This is a genomic window from Pantoea phytobeneficialis (genome assembly GCF_009728735.1).
GTDB classification, from domain to species: domain Bacteria; phylum Pseudomonadota; class Gammaproteobacteria; order Enterobacterales; family Enterobacteriaceae; genus Pantoea; species Pantoea phytobeneficialis.
The window spans coordinates 1-24,593 of record NZ_CP024636.1 but is presented as its reverse complement, the minus strand read 5'-3'; the positions used below and the strand labels follow the sequence as shown (position 1 = coordinate 24,593).

The 24,593-nt window shown below is 54.5% G+C and carries 23 protein-coding genes and 1 pseudogene; 8 read left to right on the top strand and 16 right to left on the bottom strand.

Translation table 11 applies throughout. The annotated features are described in order from the left end of the window. Nucleotides 1–34 precede the first annotated feature (34 nt). The 6 genes from CTZ24_RS00120 to dnaA all read right to left on the bottom strand — a co-directional run bounded on the left by CTZ24_RS00120 (nt 35) and on the right by dnaA (nt 8,489). Nucleotides 35–961: a dihydrodipicolinate synthase family protein gene (locus CTZ24_RS00120; protein ID WP_208724466.1), complete on the bottom strand. Its 927-nt coding sequence runs from the start codon at nt 959–961 to the stop codon at nt 35–37. A gap of 36 nt (nt 962–997) precedes the next feature. After that, entirely contained in the window at nt 998–2,197 is a 1,200-nt protein-coding gene (gene rbsK, locus CTZ24_RS00115) for a ribokinase (RefSeq protein ID WP_208724465.1), read from the bottom strand. A 187-nt stretch (nt 2,198–2,384) separates the two neighbouring features. After that, a complete protein-coding gene (gene gyrB / locus CTZ24_RS00110; RefSeq protein WP_208724464.1) occupies nt 2,385–4,793 on the bottom strand; it encodes a DNA topoisomerase (ATP-hydrolyzing) subunit B in 2,409 nt (802 codons plus the stop codon). Between the two features lie 17 nt (nt 4,794–4,810). Continuing rightward, nucleotides 4,811–5,896, bottom strand: coding sequence for a DNA replication/repair protein RecF (gene recF, locus CTZ24_RS00105; protein ID WP_021183651.1), 1,086 nt, complete (start codon nt 5,894–5,896; stop codon nt 4,811–4,813). Between the two features lie 87 nt (nt 5,897–5,983). Continuing rightward, the gene (dnaN, locus tag CTZ24_RS00100; protein ID WP_013507201.1) at nt 5,984–7,084 is read right to left on the bottom strand and encodes a DNA polymerase III subunit beta; all 1,101 of its coding nucleotides are present in this window, start codon (nt 7,082–7,084) and stop codon (nt 5,984–5,986) included. 4 nt (nt 7,085–7,088) lie between these two features. Next, complete coding sequence (gene dnaA / locus CTZ24_RS00095) at nt 7,089–8,489, bottom strand: chromosomal replication initiator protein DnaA (RefSeq protein WP_021183650.1); 1,401 nt, start codon at nt 8,487–8,489, stop codon at nt 7,089–7,091. Between the two features lie 602 nt (nt 8,490–9,091). Here dnaA and rpmH point away from each other — a divergent pair. The 6 genes and pseudogenes from rpmH to CTZ24_RS00065 all read left to right on the top strand — a co-directional run bounded on the left by rpmH (nt 9,092) and on the right by CTZ24_RS00065 (nt 13,744). Then, nucleotides 9,092–9,232, top strand: coding sequence for a 50S ribosomal protein L34 (gene rpmH, locus CTZ24_RS00090; protein WP_003849659.1), 141 nt, complete (start codon nt 9,092–9,094; stop codon nt 9,230–9,232). A 15-nt stretch (nt 9,233–9,247) separates the two neighbouring features. Continuing rightward, nucleotides 9,248–9,607 carry a ribonuclease P protein component gene (gene rnpA / locus CTZ24_RS00085; RefSeq protein WP_036625704.1) on the top strand — a complete coding sequence of 120 codons (360 nt, stop codon included), beginning with the start codon at nt 9,248–9,250 and terminating at the stop codon, nt 9,605–9,607. After that, nucleotides 9,571–9,829: pseudogene (gene yidD / locus CTZ24_RS00080) on the top strand (membrane protein insertion efficiency factor YidD). The gene rnpA and the pseudogene yidD overlap by 37 nt, the downstream one beginning before the upstream one ends. Before the next feature lie 2 nt (nt 9,830–9,831). Next, nucleotides 9,832–11,478, top strand: a complete 1,647-nt coding sequence (yidC, locus tag CTZ24_RS00075; protein ID WP_013511118.1) for a membrane protein insertase YidC — start codon at nt 9,832–9,834, stop codon at nt 11,476–11,478. Nucleotides 11,479–11,559: 81 nt separating this feature from the next. Then, entirely contained in the window at nt 11,560–12,924 is a 1,365-nt protein-coding gene (gene mnmE / locus CTZ24_RS00070) for a tRNA uridine-5-carboxymethylaminomethyl(34) synthesis GTPase MnmE (protein WP_208724463.1), read from the top strand. Nucleotides 12,925–13,153: 229 nt separating this feature from the next. Then, nucleotides 13,154–13,744: a malonic semialdehyde reductase gene (locus CTZ24_RS00065; protein ID WP_208724462.1), complete on the top strand. Its 591-nt coding sequence runs from the start codon at nt 13,154–13,156 to the stop codon at nt 13,742–13,744. A gap of 91 nt (nt 13,745–13,835) precedes the next feature. On the opposite strand, the gene CTZ24_RS00060 is transcribed toward CTZ24_RS00065, so the two are convergent. Next, entirely contained in the window at nt 13,836–14,345 is a 510-nt protein-coding gene (locus tag CTZ24_RS00060; protein WP_208724461.1) for a flavin reductase family protein, read from the bottom strand. A gap of 304 nt (nt 14,346–14,649) precedes the next feature. On the opposite strand from CTZ24_RS00060, the gene CTZ24_RS00055 reads away from it, so the two are divergent. Then, a complete protein-coding gene (locus CTZ24_RS00055) occupies nt 14,650–15,408 on the top strand; it encodes a 4'-phosphopantetheinyl transferase family protein (protein ID WP_208724460.1) in 759 nt (252 codons plus the stop codon). 32 nt (nt 15,409–15,440) lie between these two features. Here the strand turns inward: CTZ24_RS00055 and CTZ24_RS00050 are convergent, their stop codons facing one another. After that, the gene (locus tag CTZ24_RS00050) at nt 15,441–16,754 is read right to left on the bottom strand and encodes an NCS2 family permease (RefSeq protein WP_208724459.1); all 1,314 of its coding nucleotides are present in this window, start codon (nt 16,752–16,754) and stop codon (nt 15,441–15,443) included. 139 nt (nt 16,755–16,893) lie between these two features. Between CTZ24_RS00050 and yieH the strand changes: the two genes are divergently transcribed. Beyond that, nucleotides 16,894–17,553, top strand: a complete 660-nt coding sequence (gene yieH / locus CTZ24_RS00045) for a 6-phosphogluconate phosphatase (RefSeq protein ID WP_208724458.1) — start codon at nt 16,894–16,896, stop codon at nt 17,551–17,553. Between the two features lie 90 nt (nt 17,554–17,643). Here the strand turns inward: yieH and CTZ24_RS00040 are convergent, their stop codons facing one another. The 8 genes from CTZ24_RS00040 to CTZ24_RS00005 form a co-directional block, all read right to left on the bottom strand. Next, nucleotides 17,644–18,882: an MFS transporter gene (locus CTZ24_RS00040; RefSeq protein ID WP_208724457.1), complete on the bottom strand. Its 1,239-nt coding sequence runs from the start codon at nt 18,880–18,882 to the stop codon at nt 17,644–17,646. 107 nt (nt 18,883–18,989) lie between these two features. Further along, nucleotides 18,990–19,724: a phosphate signaling complex protein PhoU gene (phoU, locus tag CTZ24_RS00035; RefSeq protein ID WP_021183639.1), complete on the bottom strand. Its 735-nt coding sequence runs from the start codon at nt 19,722–19,724 to the stop codon at nt 18,990–18,992. A 16-nt stretch (nt 19,725–19,740) separates the two neighbouring features. Further along, the gene (pstB, locus tag CTZ24_RS00030; protein ID WP_021183638.1) at nt 19,741–20,514 is read right to left on the bottom strand and encodes a phosphate ABC transporter ATP-binding protein PstB; all 774 of its coding nucleotides are present in this window, start codon (nt 20,512–20,514) and stop codon (nt 19,741–19,743) included. 44 nt (nt 20,515–20,558) lie between these two features. Continuing rightward, a complete protein-coding gene (gene pstA, locus CTZ24_RS00025) occupies nt 20,559–21,446 on the bottom strand; it encodes a phosphate ABC transporter permease PstA (RefSeq protein WP_208724456.1) in 888 nt (295 codons plus the stop codon). Further along, nucleotides 21,443–22,405 carry a phosphate ABC transporter permease PstC gene (pstC, locus tag CTZ24_RS00020; RefSeq protein WP_208724455.1) on the bottom strand — a complete coding sequence of 321 codons (963 nt, stop codon included), beginning with the start codon at nt 22,403–22,405 and terminating at the stop codon, nt 21,443–21,445. Before pstC ends, pstA begins: the two co-directional genes overlap by 4 nt. Before the next feature lie 62 nt (nt 22,406–22,467). Further along, nucleotides 22,468–23,511 (bottom strand): phosphate ABC transporter substrate-binding protein PstS, encoded by a 1,044-nt coding sequence (gene pstS / locus CTZ24_RS00015; RefSeq protein WP_036625694.1) that lies wholly within the window; start codon nt 23,509–23,511, stop codon nt 22,468–22,470. A 249-nt stretch (nt 23,512–23,760) separates the two neighbouring features. Beyond that, entirely contained in the window at nt 23,761–24,177 is a 417-nt protein-coding gene (locus CTZ24_RS00010; protein WP_208724454.1) for a lysozyme inhibitor LprI family protein, read from the bottom strand. 157 nt (nt 24,178–24,334) lie between these two features. Continuing rightward, a partial coding sequence (locus CTZ24_RS00005; protein ID WP_208724453.1) for an integrase core domain-containing protein occupies nt 24,335–24,593 on the bottom strand: 259 nt, incomplete at its 5' end.

The following is a 24,593-nucleotide window of genomic DNA, read 5'->3' as shown; positions in this document are numbered from 1 at the left end:
GCGGCGCGATAAATCGCACCGCTACGTATTTTTCTCAGAGGTTTTCGATACGTTGCTGCCAAATCTGGCTGCCATCGCGGATCTGGTCGAGCAATACGCCCAGTCCCCAGAATTTCTCCAGCACGTTGTCTTTATTAACGCGGCAATGCTCGCTGGCGAAGGTGCCCAAGCGTTGATGGTAGATTTTGGCGTTTTTCGGGTAGCCGAGGGTTTCCGTCACCGCGCTGAGCGACAGGAACAGCGAAAGCTCGTGGGCTTTCTCCGCCTGCTGCGCGCCCTGGTGGTACAGCCAGTGATACAGTCCCGGATGGAAGTTGGTGAAGACGCCGCTGAAACCTTTGGAACCGGCCTGCATGGCTGGCCAGGCGATGGCGGCGTTGGCGTTGATCACCGCCAGCGGCGTACCTTCCGCCAACTGCACTCGACGCTGTACCGTCGGCAGATCGCAGCTCACATCTTTCAGCACCACGAAACGGCCGCTGTTGGCGCAGAAGCTGAACTCTTCATCGCTCAACAGACGACGGTACGGAGCCGGACATTCGTACAGGCCCAGCGGCATGGTGTCAGGCAGCGCCTCCAGCAAATGATTGAGGTGTGCGTAGAAGGTTGCGCTGCCCTCATTTTTCGGGTCGAGATGGTTAGTCACCAGCACCAACGCATCGATGCCGGTGTTCGCCATCGCCTGCAACTCGGCGGTTTGTTGCGCCAGATCGTCGCTGATATGACCAGACGCAATCACCGGCACGCGACCCTGCACTTTTTCCACCACAAATTTCGCCAGCGCCACGCGTTCTTCGAGGCTTAAGAACTGCATTTCGCTCGACTGACATACCGCGAACAATGCATCGACACCTTCCGCCAGATACCAGTTAATCAGGCGCTCCAGCCCCGGATAATCAACCTGGTTGTCTGCCGTAAAGGGGGTAAGCATAACCGGCACAATGCCTTCGATTTTTTTCATGTTCTCTCCTGCCAGCGGTTCCACCGCTGTGATTTGTTATCGTTGATGAAGTCGGGCCATAACCTGCTGTCGATCCGGCATATTGCTGGCACCTTCGCGCTCTACCGCCAGCGCGGCAAAGGCCGATGCCCAGGTGGCGGCCTGCAACAGGCTTTGCCCCTGCGCCAGCGCGGCGGCCAGCGCACCGTTGAAGGCATCGCCCGCCCCGGTTGTATCGACGCTCAGCGCCGGGAAGGCCGGAATATGATGAAATTGTTGGTTATCAAGCAGTAACGCACCGCGTGATCCCATAGTGATGATGACGCGTCGCGCGCCCAGTTCGACGATGGCCTGTGCGGCGGCGCGCGCGCTGGCTAAATCGACGATTTCGATGCCAGACAGCAACGAGGCTTCGGTTTCATTGGGGGTTAGCACGTCAATCATCGCCAGACAGCTCAACACCTCGGCGGAAAACGGTGCGGGGTTCATAATCACCCGCACCCCGAGCGTATGAGCGAGACGAATCGCGCTGCGCGTGGCCTCAAAGTTGTTTTCCAGTTGCAGCAGCAGCACGCTGGCATCCGACAACTCGTGGGTCATCTCGGCGATTTCGTCGTCGGTGAAGGTTTTGTTCGCGCCGGAATAGATGGCGATCATGTTCTCGCCATTCTCCTGCGAGACGTAAATGATGGCGCTTCCGGTCGGCTCACTATCCGTCTGGTACAGACGGAACGAGTGGATGCCTGAGGCCGACAGATGGTCAAACGCAAACTTGCTGAACTGATCGGTGCCAACTTTGGCGACAAAATGTACCCGCGTACCGGCACAACTGGCCGCCATCGCCTGGTTGGCCCCTTTGCCGCCCGGACCGAGGGTGCTGCCGAGCGCCAGCAGCGATTCGCCGCCGCGAGGAAAACGTGCAACTTTAGCCACGATATCGACATTAAAGGCACCAAGAATGCAAACTTTGCCGTTTTTTACCGCAGATGTTGCGCTCGGACGCCGCGCCTGCAAACGCTCCAGCAACACTTCAAAATTACCGCCACTTTCGCTGATCAATTTTTCCTGGAGGTTGCGGCGCAGGGCAATCGCCCCGCCATAGCAGCGTTGTACCAATCCCTGACGCGCCAGTGCGCCGAGATCGGTACGAATAGTTTCGCGTGTAACGCCAAGCTGGCTTGCCAGCCCATTAACCGTTACGCGATCCTGTTCATCCAGCCATTTAAGTATTTGATTACGTCGCTCTTCCAGAAACATGCGTCATCCCCTCCGCTTCGCCCAAAGCGTAAGGGAGTGGACAACAGATGTAAGTGACACGGATCGCAGCGCACGGGAAAAAACGGAAGCAAACAAAAGCTAACGCAGATGTTTTTTAAGCAGAAAAGGAAATGTCAGGCGGGTAACAAACAAAAAACCCTTCCCGATTGGGAAGGGTTTTGACACATCAGATGTCGATGTTGGCGGCTTTCAGCGCGTTCTCTTCGATGAAGGCGCGGCGCGGTTCTACCGCATCGCCCATCAGCGTGGTGAACAACTGGTCGGCGGCGATGGCGTCTTTGATGGTGACGCGCAACATGCGGCGGCTGTCCGGGTCCATAGTGGTTTCCCACAACTGCTCCGGGTTCATCTCGCCCAGTCCTTTGTAGCGCTGAACTGACAGGCCACGGCGGGATTCTTTCACCAGCCAGTCAATCGCTTGTTCGAAGCTGGTTACTGGCTGACGACGTTCGCCACGCTCAATAAACGCATCTTCCTCAATCAGGCCGCGCAACTGCTCACCAAGGTCGCAGATTTTGCGGTATTCAGGACCAGCGATAAATTCGCTGTCCAGCGGATAATCGGTATCCACCCCGTGAGTACGTACACGCAGTACCGGCTCAAACAGGTGCTGCTCACGGTTAGCGCGCACCTGAGCAACGTAGGTGCTGCCATGCGCTTCGCGCTCGGTCAGATAGGCCACCAGACCATCCAGCCAACCTTTCACCGCGGCTTCATCGCTGAGGTCGCTCAGGGTCGGATGGTAAATCAGCCCACGCAGCAGCGCGAGCGGATAGCGGCGCTCCATACGTTTGATCATGCGCTGGGTGCTGTTGAAGCTCGCCACCAGATTTTCCAGCGGTTCGCCTCCCAGTGCCGGGGCGCTAGCGTTGGTGTGCAGGGTTGCGCCATCAAGGGCGATCGCGATTTGATATTGATCCATCGCTTCGTCGTCTTTGATGTACTGCTCCTGCTTGCCTTTCTTCACTTTGTACAACGGCGGCTGCGCGATGTAGACGTGACCACGTTCCACGATTTCCGGCATCTGACGATAGAAGAAGGTCAACAGCAGCGTACGGATGTGCGAACCATCGACGTCGGCATCGGTCATGATAATGATGCTGTGATAACGCAGTTTGTCCGGGTTGTATTCGTCACGGCCAATGCCGCAACCCAACGCGGTGATCAGCGTCGCCACTTCCTGCGAAGAAAGCATCTTGTCGAAACGCGCTTTCTCTACGTTGAGGATTTTACCTTTCAGCGGCAGAATCGCCTGGTTCTTACGGTTACGTCCCTGCTTGGCCGAACCGCCTGCGGAGTCACCCTCCACCAGGTAGATTTCGGACAGCGCCGGGTCGCGCTCCTGGCAATCCGCCAGTTTGCCCGGCAGACCTGCGAGGTCCAGCGCGCCTTTACGACGCGTCATCTCACGAGCACGACGTGCCGCTTCACGCGCACGCGCCGCATCGATAATTTTGCCAACGACGATTTTCGCGTCAGATGGATTTTCCAGCAAATACTCCGCCAGCAGTTCGTTCATCTGCTGTTCAACCGCCGATTTCACTTCTGAGGAAACCAGCTTGTCTTTGGTCTGCGAGGAGAATTTCGGGTCCGGTACTTTTACCGATACCACGGCGATCAGACCTTCACGCGCGTCATCACCGGTGGCGCTGACTTTGGCTTTTTTGCTGTAGCCTTCTTTGTCCATGTAGGCATTCAGGGTACGCGTCATCGCCGCACGGAAGCCCGCAAGGTGCGTACCGCCATCGCGCTGTGGAATGTTGTTCGTGAAGCAGTAGATGTTTTCCTGGAAACCATCGTTCCACTGCAATGCCACTTCCACACCAATGCCGTCCTTCTCGGTAGAGAAGTAGAACACGTTCGGGTGAATCGGGTTTTTGTTGCGGTTGAGATACTCAACAAACGCCTTAATCCCCCCTTCGTAGTGATAATGATCCTTCTTGTCATCGCGCTTATCTTCAAGGCGAATTGACACACCGGAGTTGAGGAACGACAGTTCACGCAGGCGTTTTGCCAGGATGTCGTACTCAAATTCAGTCACGTTGGTGAAGGTTTCATGGCTCGGCCAGAAACGCACGCGCGTACCGGTAGCATCGGTATCACCCACCACCGCCAGCGGGGCCTGCGGCACGCCGTGGACGTAGGTTTGCTGATGCACTTTGCCATCACGACGAATGGTCAGTTCCAGTTTCTGCGACAGGGCGTTAACCACGGAAACACCCACGCCGTGCAGACCACCGGATACTTTATACGAGTTGTCGTCGAACTTACCGCCCGCGTGCAGGACCGTCATGATCACTTCGGCCGCCGACACGCCCTCTTCCGGGTGGATACCCGTCGGGATGCCACGACCATCATCCTGTACCGATACGGAATTATCGGCATGAATGGTGACCACGATGTCACTACAGTAACCGGCGAGCGCTTCGTCGATGGCGTTATCCACGACCTCGAATACCATGTGATGCAGACCGGTGCCGTCATCCGTATCGCCGATATACATGCCAGGGCGTTTGCGTACCGCATCAAGCCCTTTCAGAACTTTGATACTTGAGGAGTCATAAGAATTCGACATCAACGTTTCTCGCTCATTTAATCTTCAGGTTGAACTGCTATTTTACCCTGTTCCACGCGGAACATCTTGCCCTTTTCGTCACTCATGTCGATTACATGCTCGACACCAATGGCACTGACAAACACCTGCGCCTGCGTGGCTTTCAATCGCTCCGCTAACAGGCGGCGACGCACGTCATCCAGCTCTGAAGCAAAGTCATCAATCAGGTAGAGGCAACGGCGTCCACTGCTGCGCGTTAGATATTCCCCCTGCGCCAGGCGCAGCGCGCACATCAGCAGTTTTAACTGGCCGCGTGAGAGTAAATCTTCCACCGGCGTACCCTCGGCACGAATGCGGAAATCCGCTTTGTGCGGGCCGCTGGCGGTGTAGGTTAGCGCGCGATCGCGCTCGAAATTACGTTCCAGCAGTTCGCCGTAGTCGCTCTCCTTGTCCCAGCCGCGCTGGAAGGAGAATGCCAGCTCAAACTCAGGCAAGAACTGGGCACAAGTCGCGGTGATTTCGCTGCAAATGGCTTCGCTGTATTCCGCACGCCAGGCGCTGATTTGTTCGGCCAGCGGCACCAGTTCCTGATCCCACGGACGAATCTGACTGTAACGCGTCACCTGGCGCAGTGCGGCATTGCGTTGCTTCAGCAAACGACGCAGGTTGCTCCAGGCGTTGAAAAAACCGGGGGCGGCATGAAAACAGCCCCAGTCGATATAGGCTCTACGGTATTTGGGGCCGCCGTTGAGTAAAGTAAACCCCTCGGGGGTGATTAACTGCATCGGCAACAACTGCGCCAGTTCGGCGACTTTATGACCGTCGCTACCGTCGATACGTACCTTGCTTTCACCGGCGCGATTTTTGGTCAGCCCGACCGCCAACTCGCGCTCGCCACCTTCGATGCGACCATGCAGCACGAAGGCTTGTTGATCATGACGAATGACCCGTCCGGCCTGCAAACTGCGAAAGGCACGGCCATGCCCCAGGGTGTATATCGCCTCCAGTACGCTGGTTTTGCCGCTGCCGTTGGCACCCACAAGGAAGTTAAACCCCGGCGCTAATGTCAGATCGGCCTGTTCGATGTTACGAAAATCTTTAATCAGGAGGCGGGTTAAAGCCATCAATCAATCCAGCTTTGGAGGACAAGAAGAGGGTGTTTACCAAACTTCAACAAATCAGGCCTGGCTTATTTGCCAGGCCGATATTTTCTACAACCGCATTGGCATGACAACGTAGGCGGCTGCCGGACTGGCAACGTCCTCGATTTGCACACTCGATACGGAGTCAGTCAGTAGCAAACGCACATTTTCGCACTTCAGCGCGTTCAGCACATCCAGCACGTAACTCACGTTGAAACCAATCTCCAGCTCGCTGCCGTTGTAGCTGACATCCAGCATCTCTTCCGCTTCTTCCTGTTCCGGGTTGTTGGCGGTAATTTTGAGCTGATTTTCGGTGATATAGATGCGAACACCGCGGAATTTCTCATTCGACAAAATCGCCGCACGCGCAAACGCCTGCTTCAGCAGATCGCAACCGGCTTCCAGCGCTTTGTCGGGATTTTTCGGCAATACGCGGCGATAATCCGGGAAACGACCATCAACCAGCTTCGATGTAAAAATAAAATCGCCGACGTGGGCGCGGATGTTGCTGCTGCCGATTTGTACCTGTAACGGGGTTTCGCCGCCGTCAAGCAGACGTACCAGCTCAATCACCCCTTTACGCGGCACGATCACCGAATGGTTAGGTAACGCCTGACCGATAGGCATCGAGCAGACCGCCAGACGGTGACCATCGGTTGCGACGGTGCGCAACTCTTCCCCTTCGGTTTCAAACAGCATGCCGTTGAGGTAGTAACGCACGTCCTGATGCGCCATCGAAAACTGCGTAGCTTCAATCAGACGCTTCAGCGTGGCCTGCGGCAGGGTGAATTCCACCTCGCTTTGCCAGTCATCCAGATTGGGAAAATCACTGGCGGGCAGCGTGGAGAGTGAAAAACGGCTGCGGCCAGAGCGTACCAGCATTCTGTCGCCTTCCAGCGTCAGGGTGATCTCTGCGCCATCCGGCAGACCGCGACAAATGTCGAGGAATTTACGCGCCGGAACCGTAGTCGCACCAGGTTCATGCGGCTGCGTTAACGCCACGCGCGCCACCATCTCCATTTCCAGATCGGTGCCGGTCAGCAGCAGGGTGCCTTCATTAACCTGCAGCAGCAAATTTCCGAGGATCGGCAGCGTAGGACGCCCACCAAGCGGGCCGCTGACTTGTTGCAGCGGTTTCAGCAACTGCTCACGTTCAACAATAAATTTCATAGCGTCAGGAAGATAAAGTTCGAATGAGGTTAGAGAAATCTTCTTTGATGTCGTGGCTCTCTTCACGCAGCTGCTCGATTTTACGGCAGGCGTGAAGCACGGTGGTATGGTCGCGGCCACCAAACGCATCACCAATTTCCGGCAGGCTATGGTTGGTCAGCTCTTTCGCCATCGCCATCGCCATCTGGCGTGGACGTGCTACCGAGCGCGAACGGCGCTTGGAGAGCAGATCAGCCACTTTAATTTTGTAATACTCCGCCACCGTCTTTTGAATGTTGTCGATGGTGACCAGCTTTTCCTGCAACGCCAGCAGATCGCGCAGCGCTTCACGCACGAAATCGATGGTAATGGCGCGGCCGGTAAAGTTGGCGTTGGCAATAACGCGATTCAGTGCGCCTTCCAGCTCACGGACGTTAGAACGCAGACGCTTGGCAATAAAGAACGCCACTTCACCCGGCAGGCGAATGTCGTTTTCATCAGCTTTCTTCATCAGGATCGCAACACGCGTCTCAAGCTCCGGCGGCTCAATCGCTACGGTCAATCCCCAGCCAAAGCGCGACTTCAGACGATCTTCCACGCCGTTGATCTCTTTGGGGTAACGATCCGAGGTCAGGATGATCTGTTGATTGCCTTCCAGCAGCGCATTGAAGGTGTGGAAAAACTCCTCCTGCGATCGCTCTTTATTGGCAAAGAACTGGATGTCATCGATTAACAATGCATCGACGGAGCGATAGTAACGTTTGAACTCTTCAATGGCGTTGTTTTGTAGCGCTTTCACCATGTCCTGCACAAAACGTTCGGAGTGCATGTACACCACTTTGGCATTGGGCTTGCGCGCCATGATGCCGTTGCCGACCGCATGTAACAGGTGAGTTTTGCCCAGACCCGTGCCGCCATAAAGGAACAGCGGGTTATAAGCACCACCCGGATTATCCGCCACCTGACGTGCCGCCGCGCGCGCCAGTTGGTTAGATTTACCTTCAACGAAGTTGTCAAAGTTATGGCGGTTATTCACATTGGAGCGGTAAGTTACATCCGCTGGCGCGGGGACAGAGTCCCAGCTTGGGCGCAGCGTTTGCGCCGGAGCCGGACGGCTTTGCGCCGGAGCCGGCGCGCTAACGCTGGCCATCGCAGGCTGGCTGGCCGCAACTTGCGCCACCGGGCGCGTGCCCACCTCAAAACGCAGCAACGGCACATCCGCACCGCAGAATTCATTCAGCAGCCCATTGATACTGTTGAGATATTTATCCCGAACCCAGTCGAGTACAAACCGATTTGGTGCATATAAGGCCAGCGTATTGTCGTTCAATTCAGCTTGCAGCGGACGAATCCACATGCTGAATTCGGTGGCAGGAAGCTCATCCTGCAAACGGGCAAGACACTGTTGCCAAAGCGTAAGTGACACGGCGGACTCCACTCGTACAAAATCGATAAGAATTTTAGGCGCTAATAAAAGAAACGTTCGTTTTTTGACACAGGCGATCAGAAAGCGCCTGCGACCGCTATCCGCGGTAGCCTCCCTGCGATCTCAGAGTGGATCGTCAGCGGAAGGGCGGATCATAGCGCAAAGCGGCACAGAGATCTCCCCTTTCTACACAGTTTTGATCCAATTTATCCACAGGGTGCGGAAGCGCTAAAGAGTTTACGCCTTCTGGCGAAAAAGCGAGCGGGGATCAGGATGAAAGCTGTAAATTTTCTGGCCGTGTCTCGTTTTCCGCAAAAAAAATCCGCCGATCGATCGCAAGAAGATCCTGCTCGATCCTTGCGCTTTAACGTATAGCCCGTATAATTCTCCACCCCGGCGTTGTCGCGTTCAGCCCAATGCCCGGAATCAGCGGGCTGTATCCGGGTTTTCCTGGTACCGCGACCAGCGAAGTAAATTGACTCTGGACTGTACAATTATTACAATCCCGCCTCTTTATTAAAGACACATTGAGGCGTCGGTCGATTTACTGGCCCGAAAACGCGTCACCCAGTGAAAATTTTCAAGTTTAGGTAGAAATCGCCATGAAACGCACTTTTCAACCGTCCGTACTGAAGCGCAACCGTTCTCACGGCTTCCGTGCACGTATGGCTACTAAAAATGGTCGTCAGGTTCTGGCACGTCGTCGTGCTAAAGGCCGTTCTCGTCTGACCGTTTCTAAGTAATAAAAGCTAACCCTCGTGGTTAAGCTCGCATTTCCCAGGGAGTTACGTTTGTTAACTCCCACTCATTTCACTTTCGTCTTCCAGCAGCCACAAAGGGCTGGCACGCCGCAAATCACCATCCTCGGCCGCCTTAACTCGCTGGGGCATCCCCGCATCGGTCTCACCGTCGCCAAAAAACATGTTAAACGCGCCCATGAACGCAACCGGATCAAGCGATTGACCCGCGAAAGCTTTCGTCTGCGCCAACATGAACTGCCCGCGATGGATTTTGTGGTCGTGGCTAAAAAAGGGGTTGCTGACCTGGATAACCGTGCGCTGGCGGAAGCGTTGGAGAAATTATGGCGTCGTCACTGTCGCCTGGCTCGCGGCTCCTGATCGGCCTGATACGCGTGTATCAACGCGCCATCAGCCCACTGCTGGGACCTCATTGCCGGTTCCATCCCTCCTGTTCGCAGTATGGAATTGAGGCCTTACGTCGCTTTGGCGTAATAAAAGGCAGTTGGTTGACGATTAAACGCGTATTAAAATGCCACCCTTTGAACCCGGGTGGCGACGATCCTGTGCCGCCAAAAAAACTTTGAAACCAGAGAACATTAACGATGGATTCGCAACGCAATCTCTTTCTCATCGCTTTTCTGTTCGTGTCTTTTATGATCTGGCAAGCCTGGCAGACGGACCATGCTCCGCAGCCGCAGCAAACCCAGACCACGCAGACCACTAACAGCACAGCGGGTGATGCCGCCACTTCCGGCGTTCCCGGCAGCGGCCAGGGCAAAACGATCACCGTTAAGACTGATGTCCTGTCTTTAAACATCAACACCCGTGGCGGCGATATCGAGCAAGCCTCACTGCTGACGTACCCGGATAAACTGGGTTCGGATGCACCGTTCCAGCTGCTTGAAACTACCCCGGCGTTCATCTATCAGGCGCAGAGCGGCTTAACTGGTCGCAACGGTCCGGATAACCCGAACAATGGCGCGCGTCCGCTTTTCACCACCACTCAGGACCACTTTGAGATGGCGGAAGGTCAGACTGAGCTGCGCGTACCGCTCACCTGGACCGGCGAAAACGGTGTGGTCTACACCAAAACCTTCGTGTTCAAACGCGGCGAATTCGCTGTAAATGTTGACTACAACATCAATAACGCCAGCCAGCAGCCGCTGGAAGTCGCGATGTTTGGCCAGCTGAAGCAGACTATTGAAGTCCCGAAACACCGCGATACCGGCAGCAACAACTTTGCTCTGCACACCTTCCGTGGCGCAGCGTACTCGACCAGCGATGCGAAATACGAAAAATATAAATTCGATACCATCAATGATAACGAGAACCTGAACACCACCACCAGCAACGGCTGGGTGGCGATGTTGCAGCAATACTTTGCTACCGCGTGGGTTCCACGTACTGAAGGCACCAACACCCTGTACACCAGCAACCTGGGTAACGGCGTGGCAGCCATCGGTTATAAATCTGCACCGGTAACTATCGCCCCTGGCGCACAGCAGAATCTTGGCGCGACCCTGTGGGTTGGCCCGGAGATTCAGGACAAAATGGCGGCCATTGCGCCTCACCTGGATCTGACCGTAGATTACGGCTGGTTGTGGTTCATCTCTCAGCCGCTGTTTAAGCTGCTGAAATTTATCCACAGCTTCATCGGTAACTGGGGCTTCTCCATCATCGTTATCACCTTCATCGTTCGTGGCATCATGTACCCGCTGACCAAAGCGCAGTACACCTCGATGGCGAAGATGCGCATGCTACAGCCGAAGATTCAGGCGATGCGTGAGCGTCTGGGCGACGATAAGCAGAAGATGAGCCAGGAGATGATGGCGCTGTACAAAGCGGAGAAGGTCAACCCGCTCGGTGGCTGTCTGCCGCTGGTGATTCAGATGCCAATCTTCCTTGCCCTGTACTACATGCTGTCAGGCTCGGTTGAACTGCGTCATGCGCCGTTTATTCTGTGGATTCATGACTTGTCTGCGCAGGACCCGTACTACATCCTGCCGGTTATCATGGGTATCACCATGTTCTTCATTCAGAAGATGTCACCGACTACCGTGACCGATCCGATGCAGCAGAAGATCATGACTTACATGCCGGTTATCTTTACCGTCTTCTTCCTGTGGTTCCCGTCAGGTCTGGTGCTGTACTACATCGTCAGCAACCTGGTTACCATTCTCCAGCAGCAGCTGATTTATCGCGGCCTGGAAAAACGTGGTCTGCATAGCCGCGACAAGAAGAAAGCGTAACGTCCAGCTCCCACGAGCCACGACGTATACTCAAGGGGCGGCATTTATGCCGCCCTGTTTTTTTGCAAAAAAAGGTGATTTATGAGCCACAGCGATACCATCGTCGCCCAGGCGACGCCCCCCGGACGTGGTGGCGTCGGCATCCTGCGTATCTCCGGTGCCAAAGCCGCTGACATCGCGCAAGCCGTGCTGGGCAAACTGCCGAAACCGCGCTATGCCGACTATCTGCCGTTTACCGATAGCGATGGCAGCGTGCTGGATCAGGGCATTGCGCTGTGGTTCCCCGGACCAAACTCCTTCACCGGTGAAGATGTGCTGGAGTTGCAGGGCCACGGTGGCCCGGTGATCCTCGACCTGCTGCTGAAGCGTATTGTGGCGCTGCCCGGCGTACGCATCGCACAACCAGGTGAGTTTTCTGAACGCGCCTTCCTGAATGACAAGCTCGACCTGGCTCAGGCAGAAGCCATTGCTGACCTGATTGATGCCAGCTCAGAGCAAGCGGCACGTTCGGCGGTGAACTCGTTGCAGGGGGCATTCTCCATCCGCATTAACGCGCTTGTGGAAGCACTTACTTACCTGCGCATCTATGTGGAAGCCGCTATCGACTTTCCTGATGAAGAGATCGACTTCCTCTCAGACGGGAAAATTGAAGCTCAGCTGAATGCGGTGATCGGTGACCTGAATGGCGTGCGTGCTGAAGCACGCCAGGGTAGCCTGCTGCGCGAGGGGATGAAAGTGGTGATCGCCGGACGTCCAAACGCCGGAAAATCCAGTCTTCTCAATGCATTAGCTGGTCGAGAAGCCGCAATTGTCACCGATATTGCCGGAACGACGCGTGATGTACTGCGCGAACACATTCATATCGACGGAATGCCATTGCATATCATCGATACCGCCGGTTTACGCGATGCCAGCGACGAAGTAGAACGCATCGGTATTGAGCGTGCCTGGCAGGAGATTGAGCAGGCTGACCGTGTGTTGTTTATGGTGGATGGCACCACCACTGATGCCACGGAAGCGGCGGCCATCTGGCCCGATTTTGTTTCGCGTTTGCCAGCCGAACTGCCGATCACCGTGGTACGAAACAAAGCCGATATGACAGGCGAGTCCCTTGGTCTGTCTGAAGTAAATGGTCACTCACTTATTCGCCTCTCCGCCCGCACCGGCGAAGGTGTGGATACCCTGCGTGATCACCTGAAACAAACCATGGGCTTCAGCGGCAATATGGAAGGTGGCTTCCTTGCTCGCCGTCGCCATTTGCAGGCGCTGGAACTGGCGGCAACCCATTTGCAACAAGGCAAAGATCAGCTGCTGGGAGCCTGGGCGGGCGAGCTGCTGGCCGAGGAGCTGCGTCTGGCACAACAGGCGTTGAGCGAAATTACCGGTGAGTTCACCTCTGATGACTTGCTGGGGCGGATTTTCTCCAGTTTTTGTATTGGGAAATAGTTGTTTTAACATTCATTCCCCCTGGTTAGCATCGCGGCTAACCAGGGATATTTACTGCAATGTTATTTGGTAACCCTCTCTATTTGCAGTATAACGGTGAAGATCTTCACCAGCCGGACCGCCCTGCTGACTACCTTAATCACCGCCCAAAGTGCACCGACTGATCCAGGCCATTCCTCTATTCATGCTAAACATTGGGCTCAATTTGATGCCTGAAAAGGAGAGAAACATGAGTACACCGCTCGACAGCCTCGCTCTGAATACCCTATTCAATGAGGCTCGCACCCACAGCTACTGGCAGGAAAAACCCATTTCAGAAGAACTGATTAAACAGCTCTATCAGTTGACGGCGCTGGGTCCGACTTCTGCTAACTGTTCACCGGGTCGCTTTGTATTTGTTACTTCCCAGGAAGGGAAAGAGAAGTTAAAGCCAGCACTCTCCTCCGGTAACCTGGAAAAAACCATGAAGGCACCGGCTACGGTGATTGTCGCCTCAGATCCCGAGTTCTATGAAAATCTGCCGAAACTGTTTCCGCACGGTGATGCGCGTAGCTGGTTCACCAGCAACCCGGAATTGGTCAAAGAGACAGCGTTTCGTAATAGCAGCCTGCAAGCAGGTTACCTGATCATGGCCGCGCGCTCGCTCGGTCTGGACGCTGGCCCAATGTCCGGTTTTGATCCAGCCAAAGTCAACGCCGCCTTCTTCAGCGACAGCAAATGGCAGGTTAATTTGCTGATCAACCTCGGCTATGGCGAGGCCAGCAAGCTGCATGCGCGTCTGCCACGCCTCGGCTTCGATGATGTGTGCAAGTTTGCCTGAACAACGCTTGAATGAATGCGTAACAGCGCGATTTTTCGCGCTGTTTTTCAGAATTGCAGAGGCGGCCTGATTAGCGCGATAAATCGCGGCGCTACAGACCCAGCGAATGAAAACCACTGTTGAAGTAGACCATAGGCTCGGCAGCTTCCCCGGCCAGATTGATACCGACAATCCGTGCCAGCAGCACGCTGTGGGTATGCCATTCCACCACTTTTTCCAACTGACAATCAAAACTCACCAGGGCATCAGCCAGCACTGGCGCGCCTGTGGTGATCGTCTGCCAGTTGCCGGTCTGGAAACGTTCCTCACGGCGTGATGACTGACTGAACTGAGCACACAAATCCGCATGTTGCTCACGCAGTACGTTGACGGCGAAATGGCCCGCCTGCAAAAAATAGGCGTGGCTGGTGGCACTTTGATTGACACATACCAGCAAGCTCGGCGGTTCCGCTGCCAGTGAACTGACTGAGGAGGCAATCAGGCCATATTTTTCACCCGCGTGTTGCGTGGTAACCAGCGAGACACCTGAAGCCAGACGGCGCATACCATGACGAAAGTCATCCAGAGAAATTGATTCCTGGTGTGATGAAGTAACTGACATAAAAAACTCCGACGTGCGTTATTCTGCGATGAAGCGCGGCTGAAATTTAGCGATCATAATTTTCTCATCAGCCAGCTTTTTTTTACCGCCCAAATCCTACACCACATCAGGCTATTCAGCATCCATTCAGGCATTTATCAGCAAACTACTACCATGAAACAGCGGCTGATGCGGCGTCAGCGCATTGTCATGACCTTCGGCGTTATCTGAAATTCAGGTATTCCATGTAATGCCGGATGCAAAGCCATGAGAAAATTCTTACAATAGACCTGATGATTATCCGACCATTTTCACGGAGCGACAGATGGCTAGTCATTTTGTTCGTTGGACGGGTAACCCGCCCCTCTCCTCTGAGACAATGCGGGTCCCACAGGATGTGATCAATAGCGCACAGCGCCTGCCCGACAAGCGTCGGGGACGCTTTCTCGCCGCGCGTGGGCTGTTGGCGCAGCTAATGTTACGCGTCTATGGTATCAATGAATTACCACCGCTTGTGACCACCAGCAGTGGGCGCCCTTGTTTTGCCGATTCTGCCCTGCCTGATTTCAGCATTGCCTACGCCGGGAATATGGTGGGTGTGCTGCTGGCCGAAGAAGGCGGGCGTGCCGGGCTGGATATGGAGATTGTACGCGCCCATAGCCGCCAGACTCAGGATACATTAACGCAGGATCTCTCTTCCGGAGAGAAAGCCTGGATTAATGCGCAGCAGGATTTTATGGAAGCGGTAACGCAAATCTGGACCCTGCGCCAAAGCATCCTCAAACTCACCGGAGAAGCCGAAAGCGGTATCGATTCGCTGCGACTACATCCAGCCGCGGGACGCCTGCGCTCCAGTATATTTCCTGATATTCAGGCGGTGTGCGATGCCGAACCGACGCTGGTCTGGTCCTGTGCGCTCTCCCCCGGCACCGAACGGCTCCGGCTGTGGGAAATTGATGCCAACCATCAATGGATGCCGTTGCGCGACGTGGAGATAAGTAAACCAAATATCGGACCACGCACGCTACGCCTGACCAGCCTGCCGAGCGAACGCACCACTCCCCAGGAAATGGGACATCTGTGACAAAACAGGCCGCTTATGCGGCCTGTAACGTGTTAGTGGGCATCAATAAAGGCGATTTTCAGCACAAACAGCAGCGCGACCACCACTACGCACGGACTGATTTCACGCCAACGGCCAGTCCCCAGTTTCATTACGCAATAAGCAATAAAGCCCAGCGCAATACCTTCCGTGATGGAGAAACTGAACGGCATCATTACCGCAGTGACAAACGCCGGAACCGCTTCAGTGAGATCATCCCAACGCACCCGCGACAGCGATGCCGTCATCAATACACCGACGTAGATTAACGCCCCCGCTGCCGCGTAGGACGGCACCATCGCCGCCAGCGGCGACAGGAACATCACCAGCAGGAACAGAATGCCGGTGATCACCGCCATCAACCCGGTGCGCCCGCCAATCGCTACGCCAGAAGAACTTTCGATATAAGCAGTGACGGAAGAGGTGCCGATCAGCGAACCCGCCACCGAGCTGACGCTATCGACAAACAGCGCCTGCTGCATACGCGGGAAGGTGCCTTTTTCATTGGTCAGTCCCGCTTTGTCGGTCACACCGATCAGCGTGCCGGAGGAATCGAACAGGTTGACCAGCATAAAGGAGAAAATCACCCCGGCCATACCGATATTAAGCGCACCTTTGAGATCAACTTGCCCAACGACAGCGCCCACGGATGGTGGTGTCGCGAAAATGCCGGTGAACTTCACATCGCCAAGCAGCAAGCCAATCGCCGTGGTCACCACAATCGATACCAGTACCGCCGCATGAATGTTGCGAGAGGCGAGAATAGCGATAATAAAGAAGCCAAGTGCCCCCAGAAGTACGCTATGTGAGGTCAGGTTGCCCACCGTCACCAGGGTGTCGGCATTTGACACGATAATGCCGGCATTTTTCAGTCCCATCATGGCGATAAAAAGCCCGATGCCCGCGGTGATGCCAACACGCAGACTCAGCGGGATATTGGCGATCATCCAGTAACGCACGCGCAGCAGCGTGAGGATCAACAATCCCAGCGCCCCCCAGAAGATCGCGCCCATCCCGATCTGCCACGAATACCCCATTGCACCGACGACCACAAAAGCAAAGAAGGCATTCAGTCCCATTGCGGGTGCCAGCGCCACCGGCAGATTCGCCACCAGCCCCATCAGGATGCTGCCGAATGCCGCGATCAGGCAGGTGGTGACAAACACCGCCTGGGTGTCCATGCCAGCGGCACCCAGAATCTGCGGGTTGACGAAAACGATGTAAACCATCGTCAGAAAGGTGGTGAAACCGGCGATCACTTCTGTACGCACGGTGGTGCCGTGTTCCTGCAACTTAAAGACGCGTTGCAACAGACCCTGCTTGTTCATAGCTTATTCCGCTGAAAAATTTAACGCGCGTATCCTATAGATTTTGACTGACCAGCACACTGATTTTTCGCAAGCGTTTGCTCGGTGCGCACAGTGCGTTAGAGTGACAGCTTCTTGTTTAGCAAAAGGATGATGTCTGATGTCAGTTGAATGTGTTTTTTTTGATTGTGATGGCACGCTGGTCGACAGTGAGGTGATCTGTACACAATCCTACGTCAACACCTTTGCCCGCTACGGTATTGAACTCTCACTACAGGAGATGTTTGAAAAATACAAAGGGGTAAAACTCTACGACATCATCCGTGATGTTTCTGCGGAACATCAGACTGAATTGCCGATGGATGAGGTGGAAACGGCGTACCGCGCCGAGGTAGCACGCTTATTCGATTTAGAACTGAAGCCCATTGCCGGAGCGAAAGCGCTGGTGGAACAAGTCAAAGTCCCGATGTGCGTCGTCTCAAATGGTACGGTGAAAAAGATGCAACATTCATTGGGGCTGACCGGCATGTTGCCGTACTTTGCAGCACATCTTTACAGCGGTTATGACATCAACCACTGGAAGCCGGACCCGGAGTTGATGTATCACGCCGCAGAACAAATGCAGGTACCGATTGAGAAGTGCATTCTGGTGGATGACTCCGAGGCCGGTGCCCGCGCAGGGATCGCCGCGGGCATTCCGGTGTTTTATTACTGCGCCGATGCGCATAACCCGGAACTGGATCACCCGCTGGTGACCCGATTTGATGATATGACGCAGCTACCCGACTTGTGGCGTGCGCGCGGTTGGGCGTTGGTGTAACTGTCCACAGGGTCCCGTAGCGGCGCGATTCATCGCGCGGGGTTTTCCCGCAGCACGCAAGATCTTGCGTGATAAATCGCGCCGCTACGCTCAGCCTATCGCGCCGAGTGAATCCTCATTGCCCTGCTTCTTCGGCAATAAAAACAGCGTCGCGACGATATCCAGCAGATAAATCAGCGCCAGCAGGGTAATCGCTGCCGCGAATGAAATTTTCGTTGCCAGTAAGCCAATAACCAGCGGACCAAAACCCCCTACACCACGTCCGAGGTTAAACAAAACGTTCTGCGCCGTAGCACGCGCCTGGGTTGGAAAGGTATCGGAAATCAGCGCGCCATAACCGCCAATCATGCCATTCACAAACATCCCCATCAGCGCCCCGGTAAACAGCATCACGGTGGGATCACGTAGCTGAGCGTAAATGACCACCATCACGACCGCACCGAATTGATATAGCAGGAAAATTTTCCAACGTGCGAAGCGATCCGCCAGTACACCGAACAGCCAGATGCCAAAAGTCATGCCCACGACAGTGACGGCGGTCCACAGGCCGGATTTGGTCAGGCTGAAACCGAAGCTGGAGGAGAGATAACTCGGCATCCAGATCATCAGTCCGTAGTAACCAAAGTTCTGCACCGAGCAAAGAATGAAAATCCCCAGACTGGCTTTGCTGGTGGCGCGATCGCTAAACAACAATCGAATACGCGCCGCAAACGACAATTGCGGCGTTTTGGCCACATGTCGGGTAAAGCCTTCCGGCTCGCCCATGCTGCGCCGAATCACAAACGAAACCAACGCAGGCAGCAGGCCCACCAGGAACATTCCGCGCCAGCCAATCACGCTCAGCAGTGGCGGCGTGATAAAAGCCGCCAGCAACACCCCCAGTTGCCAGCCGATACCGACCCACGCTGAAGCACGGTTACGCTTCTCCTGCGGCCAGGCTTCAGCAATCAGCGCCATGCCGATACCGAATTCTCCCCCCAGCCCCATTCCGGCAAAGGTACGATACGCCAGCAGATCCCAATATCCCTGTGCCACCGCACACAATCCGGTGAATATTGAGAACATGAGAATGGTGACGGTGAGAATGCGGATACGGCCAAAGCGGTCGCTCAGATGACCAAAAACAATTCCGCCGACCACGGCACCAATCAGCGTCCAGGTGACCAGCGAACCGGCCTGAGAAGGATCGAGCGCCAGCGAGACGCTGATTGCCGGTAACATAAAGCCGAGGATCAGCAGATCGAAGCCATCCATCGCATAGCCACTGACGGCGGCCAACATCGCTTTTGCCGGGGTTACGCTCTGTTTCTTGTGTGGGGAGAGGGACATGCAGCAGCACCTTGCAGTAAAAAGTGCGCCAAGTATAAAGAGCGGAAAGACTTGAGACCAATCAGAAATGGAGATGGCTGCCAGTAAAACCAGCAGCCACGGGGTTATCAGGAAGGTTTGTTGCTGCCATCGTCGCCGGACAACAATTCATCCAGCTTGTCGCCGCCAACATGACGGAAATCCTGGCCCTTCACAAAATAGAAGATGATCTCACAGATGTTCTGGCAGCGGTCACCGATACGCTCAATGGCACGGGCACAGAACAGCGCAGTCAGTACGCTGGGGATGGTACGCGGGTCTTCCATCATGTAGGTCATTAACTGACGCACAATACCCTCGTACTCTTTATCCACCTTCTTGTCTTCACGGTAGATATCGATCGCCGCGTTGAGATCCATGCGCGCAAAAGCATCCAGCACGTCATGCAGCATCTGTACGGTATGGTGACCGAGTGATTCCAGGCTCACCAGCAGCGGCAGATGTTGCTGGCTAAATTTCTCCAGCGCGGTGCGGCTGATTTTTTCCGCCACGTCCCCAATACGTTCCAGCTCAGAGATGGTCTTGATGATCGCCATCACCAGACGTAAATCGCTGGCGGTAGGCTGGCGTTTGGCGATGATGCGCACGCAGGCTTCATCAATCTCCACTTCCATCATGTTGACCTTCTGGTCGCCGTCGATGACTCGCTGCGCCAGATCGCCATCCTGGTTATGCATCGCGGTAATGGCGTCGGTAAGCTGCTGCTCCACCATGCCACCCATGATCATCACCTGAGTGCGAATGTGTTCCAGCTCAGCGTTGAACTGACCGGAGATATGTTTGTTCAGATTTAAATTATCCATGTGCGTCTCCGTCAAATCAGCCGTAACGACCGGTAATGTAGTCTTCTGTCTGCTTTTGCGCTGGCTTGGTAAACAGCGTATCGGTATCGCTGAATTCAATCAGCTCACCCAGATACATAAAGGCGGTATGATCGGAACAGCGCGCCGCCTGTTGCATGTTGTGGGTCACAATCACTACGGTGTAATCCTGCTTCAGCTCGGTGATCAACTCTTCGATACGGCCCGTGGAGATGGGATCCAGCGCCGAGCATGGCTCATCCAGCAGCAACACTTCCGGGCGAATCGCAATGCCGCGAGCGATGCACAAACGCTGCTGCTGACCGCCGGAGAGACTGTAACCACTCTGATGGAGCTTGTCTTTGGTTTCATTCCACAGCGCTGCTTTCGTCAGCGCCCACTGCACGCGCTCATCCATATCAGCACGCGACAGCTTTTCAAACAGACGGACACCAAACGCGATGTTGTCGTAAATCGACATCGGGAACGGCGTAGGTTTCTGGAACACCATGCCCACACGGGCGCGCAGCAGGGCAATATCCTGGCTTGACGCCAGAATATTGTCCCCATCCAACAGAATCTCACCTTCTGCACGCTGCTCAGGGTAGAGCGAATACATTTTATTGAAGGTGCGCAGCAGGGTCGATTTACCACAGCCGGATGGCCCGATAAACGCGGTGACCTGGTTCTTTGCGATGTCCAGATTGATGTTTTTCAGCGCATGGAATTTCCCGTAATGGAAGTTCAGATTGCGCACCTGAATTTTGCCGGCAGAAGAAGTTGCCATACTCATTGCTCGTCTCTCATGTACCGCGCTGCCATAGCCGCGCCGGGAAATTAGTGTTTGCTCTTAGAGAAAATCACGCGTGCCAGGATGTTCAGCAGCAATACGCACAGGGTGATGATCAGCACACCCGCCCACGCCAGGCTTTGCCATTCCGCAAAGGGACTCATGGCAAATTTAAAGATGGTGACTGGCAGGTTGGCGATCGGCTGCATCATGTCGGTGCTCCAGAACTGGTTCGACAGCGCAGTAAACAGCAACGGTGCGGTTTCACCGGCAATACGCGCAATCGCCAGCAGCACACCGGTGATAATGCCGGAGACTGAGGCCTTGAGGGTGATAGCTGAAATCATCTTCCATTTCGGCGTCCCCAGCGCATAAGCGGCTTCACGCATGCTATCAGGCACCAGACGCAGCATATTCTCAGTGGTACGGATCACGATGGGAATCTGCAACAACGCCAGTGCCACCACGCCTGCCCAACCGGAGAAGTGCTGCATCTGCGCCACCACGATGGTGTAAACGAACAACCCCACCACAATTGACGGTGCAGACAGCAGGATATCGTTAATAAAACGAATCACCTCTGCCAGCCAGTGCTTGCGACCATATTCGGCAAGGTAGATCCCCGCCATGATGCCCAGCGGTGTGCCAAAGAAGGTTGACCAGAAAATCAGTAAACCACTGCCTGCGAGGGCGTTCGCCAGGCCACCGCCAGCGGTATTGGGTGGCGGGGTAGATTCAGTAAACAGCGACCAGGAAAGGCCATCAATACCACGGGAAATGGTGGTAAACAGGATCCAGATCAGCCAGAACAGACCAAATGCCATCGTCAGCAGCGACAGGGTCAGCGCGATTTTATTTTTGGTGCTGCGCCATGCCTGCATTTTGCGACGCGAGGCTTCCAGTTCAGCGCGGGCCTGCAATTCAATGGTTGTCATGACCGGGCTCCTTCACTTTTCGCCAAACGCAAAATCATCAGTTTGGAGATCGCCAGTACGATAAAGGTGATGACAAACAGGATCAGCCCCAGCTCCATCAATGCCGCCACATGGACACCGGATTCTGCCTCAGCAAATTCATTCGCCAGTGCCGAGGTGATGCTGTTGCCCGGCATAAACAGCGATGCGCTGTCGAGCTGGTAGGTGTTACCGATGATAAAGGTTACCGCCATCGTCTCACCCAATGCACGGCCCAGACCGAGCATCACACCGCCAATCACACCGTTTTTGGTGAAGGGCAACACGATACGCCAAATCACTTCCCAGGTGGTGCAGCCAATACCGTAGGCCGACTCTTTCATCATCACCGGGGTCTGTTCGAACACATCACGCATCACCGAAGCAATGTACGGGATGATCATGATGGCGAGGATAACGCCTGCCGCCAGGATACCGATCCCAAAAGCCGGGCCGGAGAACAGCGCACCCACAATCGGGATATTCGACATGATGTCGCCAACCGGCGTCTGAAAGTACTCGGCAAAGAGTGGCGCGAAAATAAACAGGCCCCACATGCCATAGACGATGCTGGGGATGGCCGCCAGCAGCTCGATTGCAGTGCCGAGTGGACGACGCAGCCAGCCTGGTGCCAGTTCCGTCAGGAACAGGGCGATACCGAAGCTCACCGGAACGGCGATGAGCAGCGCAATCAGCGAGGTTACGACGGTACCGTAAATCGGCACCAGCGCACCAAATTGTTCGTTAGGCGCATCCCAGGTTTTGGTCCACAGGAATGAGAAACCAAATTTCTGGATACTGGGCCAGGAGGAGAAAATCAGGGAGACGATGATGCCACCTAGCAGCAATAACACAATCAGCGCAGCCAGTTTCACCAGCGCGCCGAAGATCATGTCACCTTGTTTGCCAGGGGCTTTAAACGTCGGCTTAGTGGCAGCCATAGAAGTCTCTGTTCTCAGGGGAAGTCAGGGTGGCCAGCCTGTCGGCTGGCCAGGTCATTCACTTACTTGTACAGCGCTTTGCCGGAAGAATCTTTGATGTTGGCTTTCCAGGCATCACGAATCTGCGTGGTCACGCTTTCTGGCAGAGCTGCGTAATCCAGGCTGGTCGCCGTTTTTCCACCATTTTTGTAAGCCCAGTCGAAGAACTTCAGCACTTCGCTACCTTTCTCTGCATTAGCCTGATCTTTATAAACCAGGATGAAGGTGGTGGAAGTGATCGGCCATGCATCGTTGCCTTTCTGGAAAGTCAGGTCCTGGGCAAAAGATTCGCTCCAGTTCGCGCCTTTGGCCGCGTTAGCAAAGCTGGTTTCGCTCGGTGCCACAGCTTTGCCATCAGCATCGTGCAACTTGGTGTAAGTCAGGTTGTTCTGCTTGGCATACGCGTACTCGACGTAGCCGATTGAACCCGGCAGACGCTGGACGAATGCCGCCACGCCGTCGTTACCTTTACCGCCCAGACCGGTCGGCCAGTTTACGGTGTTGCCTTTACCAATTTTGCTGTTCCACTCTTCGTTCACTTTAGACAGGTAGCTGGTGAAGACGAAAGAGGTACCGGAACCGTCAGCGCGGCGTACCACGTTGATGTTGGTATCTGGCAGTTTCACGCCCGGGTTCAGTTTGGTGATCGCCGGATCGTTCCACTTTTTGATATTGCCCAGGTAAATGTCACCAACGGTTTTACCGTCGAGGGTCAGCTGACCAGACTTCACGCCAGGGATGTTAACCGCCAGAACCACACCACCGATCACGGTCGGGAACTGGAACAGGCCATTTTTTTGCAGATCTTCATCTTTCATCGGCGCATCTGACGCACCGAAATCGACGGTTTTGGCGATGATTTGCTTCACGCCGCCCGAAGAACCAATACCCTGATAGTTTACTTTGCTACCGGTGGCTTGCTGGTATTCTGCTGCCCACTTGGCATAAACCGGTGCCGGGAACGTCCCGCCTGCGCCAGTCAGATCGGTTGCTGCAAAAGCAGAGACCGCGCTTACTGCGAAGGTGGCGGCGAGGATTCGGGCTACGGTGCTACGCATCAGTGTCATGTTCCCTCCAGGGGAGTTAAAAAAATCAGGCTCTATGCCATTTTAGTAAGAGTCATTGATTGCTGCTGGAGGGAAAATAGGACAGTTTGATGACAGTCAAATGTACGAAATATGACAGTTTTATGACAAAGGTACCGACTCCGGTATAAGACGACGAGACGTTGTATAACAGGCTGTTAAGATTGTTTTTCTGTGGCGGAGCTAATGTGTCGAGTCGGCACACATCAGCCCCGTTTGCTTCACATTAGCCTAACCACTCAGACCATCATAAGGGATCTGCATCAGGATATGTGTTCTTTCATTATCCATTTTGACGGTGCAATCATTGATAGCATCAAGGTATGGATTTTTGGATTTATCGGCACCAAAAGCCTCCATCTCACACTGATACTTTCTTAAGTCCAGCCAGCTACGCTGCGCTTTGACAAAAATGTCCAGATAAGCCTCGGTGTCAGAAGGTGAGTCACGTAGCCCCTGCTTTATACGATCTTTTGCTTTCGCGTACTCAGCATTAAGAACTTTTTCCGCATTGTCTTTCTTATTTTCCAGACATTGATGAACTTCAGTATCATTTGCGGCGTTATCACAATCGTCGGCCCAGGCCATGTTGCTGGAGAAAATACCGTAGACTATCGATAAAAAAGCGAGATGTTTTATATGAATCAATTCCTGTTTCTCCGTAAATAATTTGCACGCTGGCGACCTCTTTCGTATCTCCGAGTACGATGATCGGTTTCAATAAAATGGATCAGTGAATCGAAGTCATTTGCCATGCAAGGTTCAAGATGGATTTGACCCTATATATCCAGACGCCTTTTCTCTCTTACGGTTGTGATAACTTTCTGCGTATATATTCCCGCGGCGAGCGATATCCCAGCGCGCTGTGCGGGTGATGTTCGTTGTAATGACTGAACGCCTCCGCCAGGTTCATCACCGCTACCTGGCTGTCCGGTTTTGGCATCACACTGATGTAATCCCGCTTTATCGTTTTCACGAAGCTTTCTGCTATGCCATTGCTTTCCGGGCTACGAACTGCGGTCGTACATGGCTCAAGCCCCAGCATCCGGGCGAACGCCCGCGTT

Bases quoted from the DNA above. Each gene is read 5' to 3' on its own strand.
- CTZ24_RS00120 (WP_208724466.1), bottom strand. From the start codon at position 961: ATGAAAAAAATCGAAGGCATTGTGCCGGTTATGCTTACCCCCTTTACG.
- rbsK (WP_208724465.1), bottom strand. From the start codon at position 2,197: ATGTTTCTGGAAGAGCGACGTAATCAAATACTTAAATGGCTGGATGAA.
- gyrB (WP_208724464.1), bottom strand. From the start codon at position 4,793: ATGTCGAATTCTTATGACTCCTCAAGTATCAAAGTTCTGAAAGGGCTT.
- recF (WP_021183651.1), bottom strand. From the start codon at position 5,896: ATGGCTTTAACCCGCCTCCTGATTAAAGATTTTCGTAACATCGAACAG.
- dnaN (WP_013507201.1), bottom strand. From the start codon at position 7,084: ATGAAATTTATTGTTGAACGTGAGCAGTTGCTGAAACCGCTGCAACAA.
- rpmH (WP_003849659.1), top strand. From the start codon at position 9,092: ATGAAACGCACTTTTCAACCGTCCGTACTGAAGCGCAACCGTTCTCAC.
- yidC (WP_013511118.1), top strand. From the start codon at position 9,832: ATGGATTCGCAACGCAATCTCTTTCTCATCGCTTTTCTGTTCGTGTCT.
- mnmE (WP_208724463.1), top strand. From the start codon at position 11,560: ATGAGCCACAGCGATACCATCGTCGCCCAGGCGACGCCCCCCGGACGT.
- CTZ24_RS00065 (WP_208724462.1), top strand. From the start codon at position 13,154: ATGAGTACACCGCTCGACAGCCTCGCTCTGAATACCCTATTCAATGAG.
- CTZ24_RS00060 (WP_208724461.1), bottom strand. From the start codon at position 14,345: ATGTCAGTTACTTCATCACACCAGGAATCAATTTCTCTGGATGACTTT.
- CTZ24_RS00055 (WP_208724460.1), top strand. From the start codon at position 14,650: ATGGCTAGTCATTTTGTTCGTTGGACGGGTAACCCGCCCCTCTCCTCT.
- CTZ24_RS00050 (WP_208724459.1), bottom strand. From the start codon at position 16,754: ATGAACAAGCAGGGTCTGTTGCAACGCGTCTTTAAGTTGCAGGAACAC.
- yieH (WP_208724458.1), top strand. From the start codon at position 16,894: ATGTCAGTTGAATGTGTTTTTTTTGATTGTGATGGCACGCTGGTCGAC.
- CTZ24_RS00040 (WP_208724457.1), bottom strand. From the start codon at position 18,882: ATGTCCCTCTCCCCACACAAGAAACAGAGCGTAACCCCGGCAAAAGCG.
- phoU (WP_021183639.1), bottom strand. From the start codon at position 19,724: ATGGATAATTTAAATCTGAACAAACATATCTCCGGTCAGTTCAACGCT.
- pstB (WP_021183638.1), bottom strand. From the start codon at position 20,514: ATGAGTATGGCAACTTCTTCTGCCGGCAAAATTCAGGTGCGCAATCTG.
- pstA (WP_208724456.1), bottom strand. From the start codon at position 21,446: ATGACAACCATTGAATTGCAGGCCCGCGCTGAACTGGAAGCCTCGCGT.
- pstC (WP_208724455.1), bottom strand. From the start codon at position 22,405: ATGGCTGCCACTAAGCCGACGTTTAAAGCCCCTGGCAAACAAGGTGAC.
- pstS (WP_036625694.1), bottom strand. From the start codon at position 23,511: ATGACACTGATGCGTAGCACCGTAGCCCGAATCCTCGCCGCCACCTTC.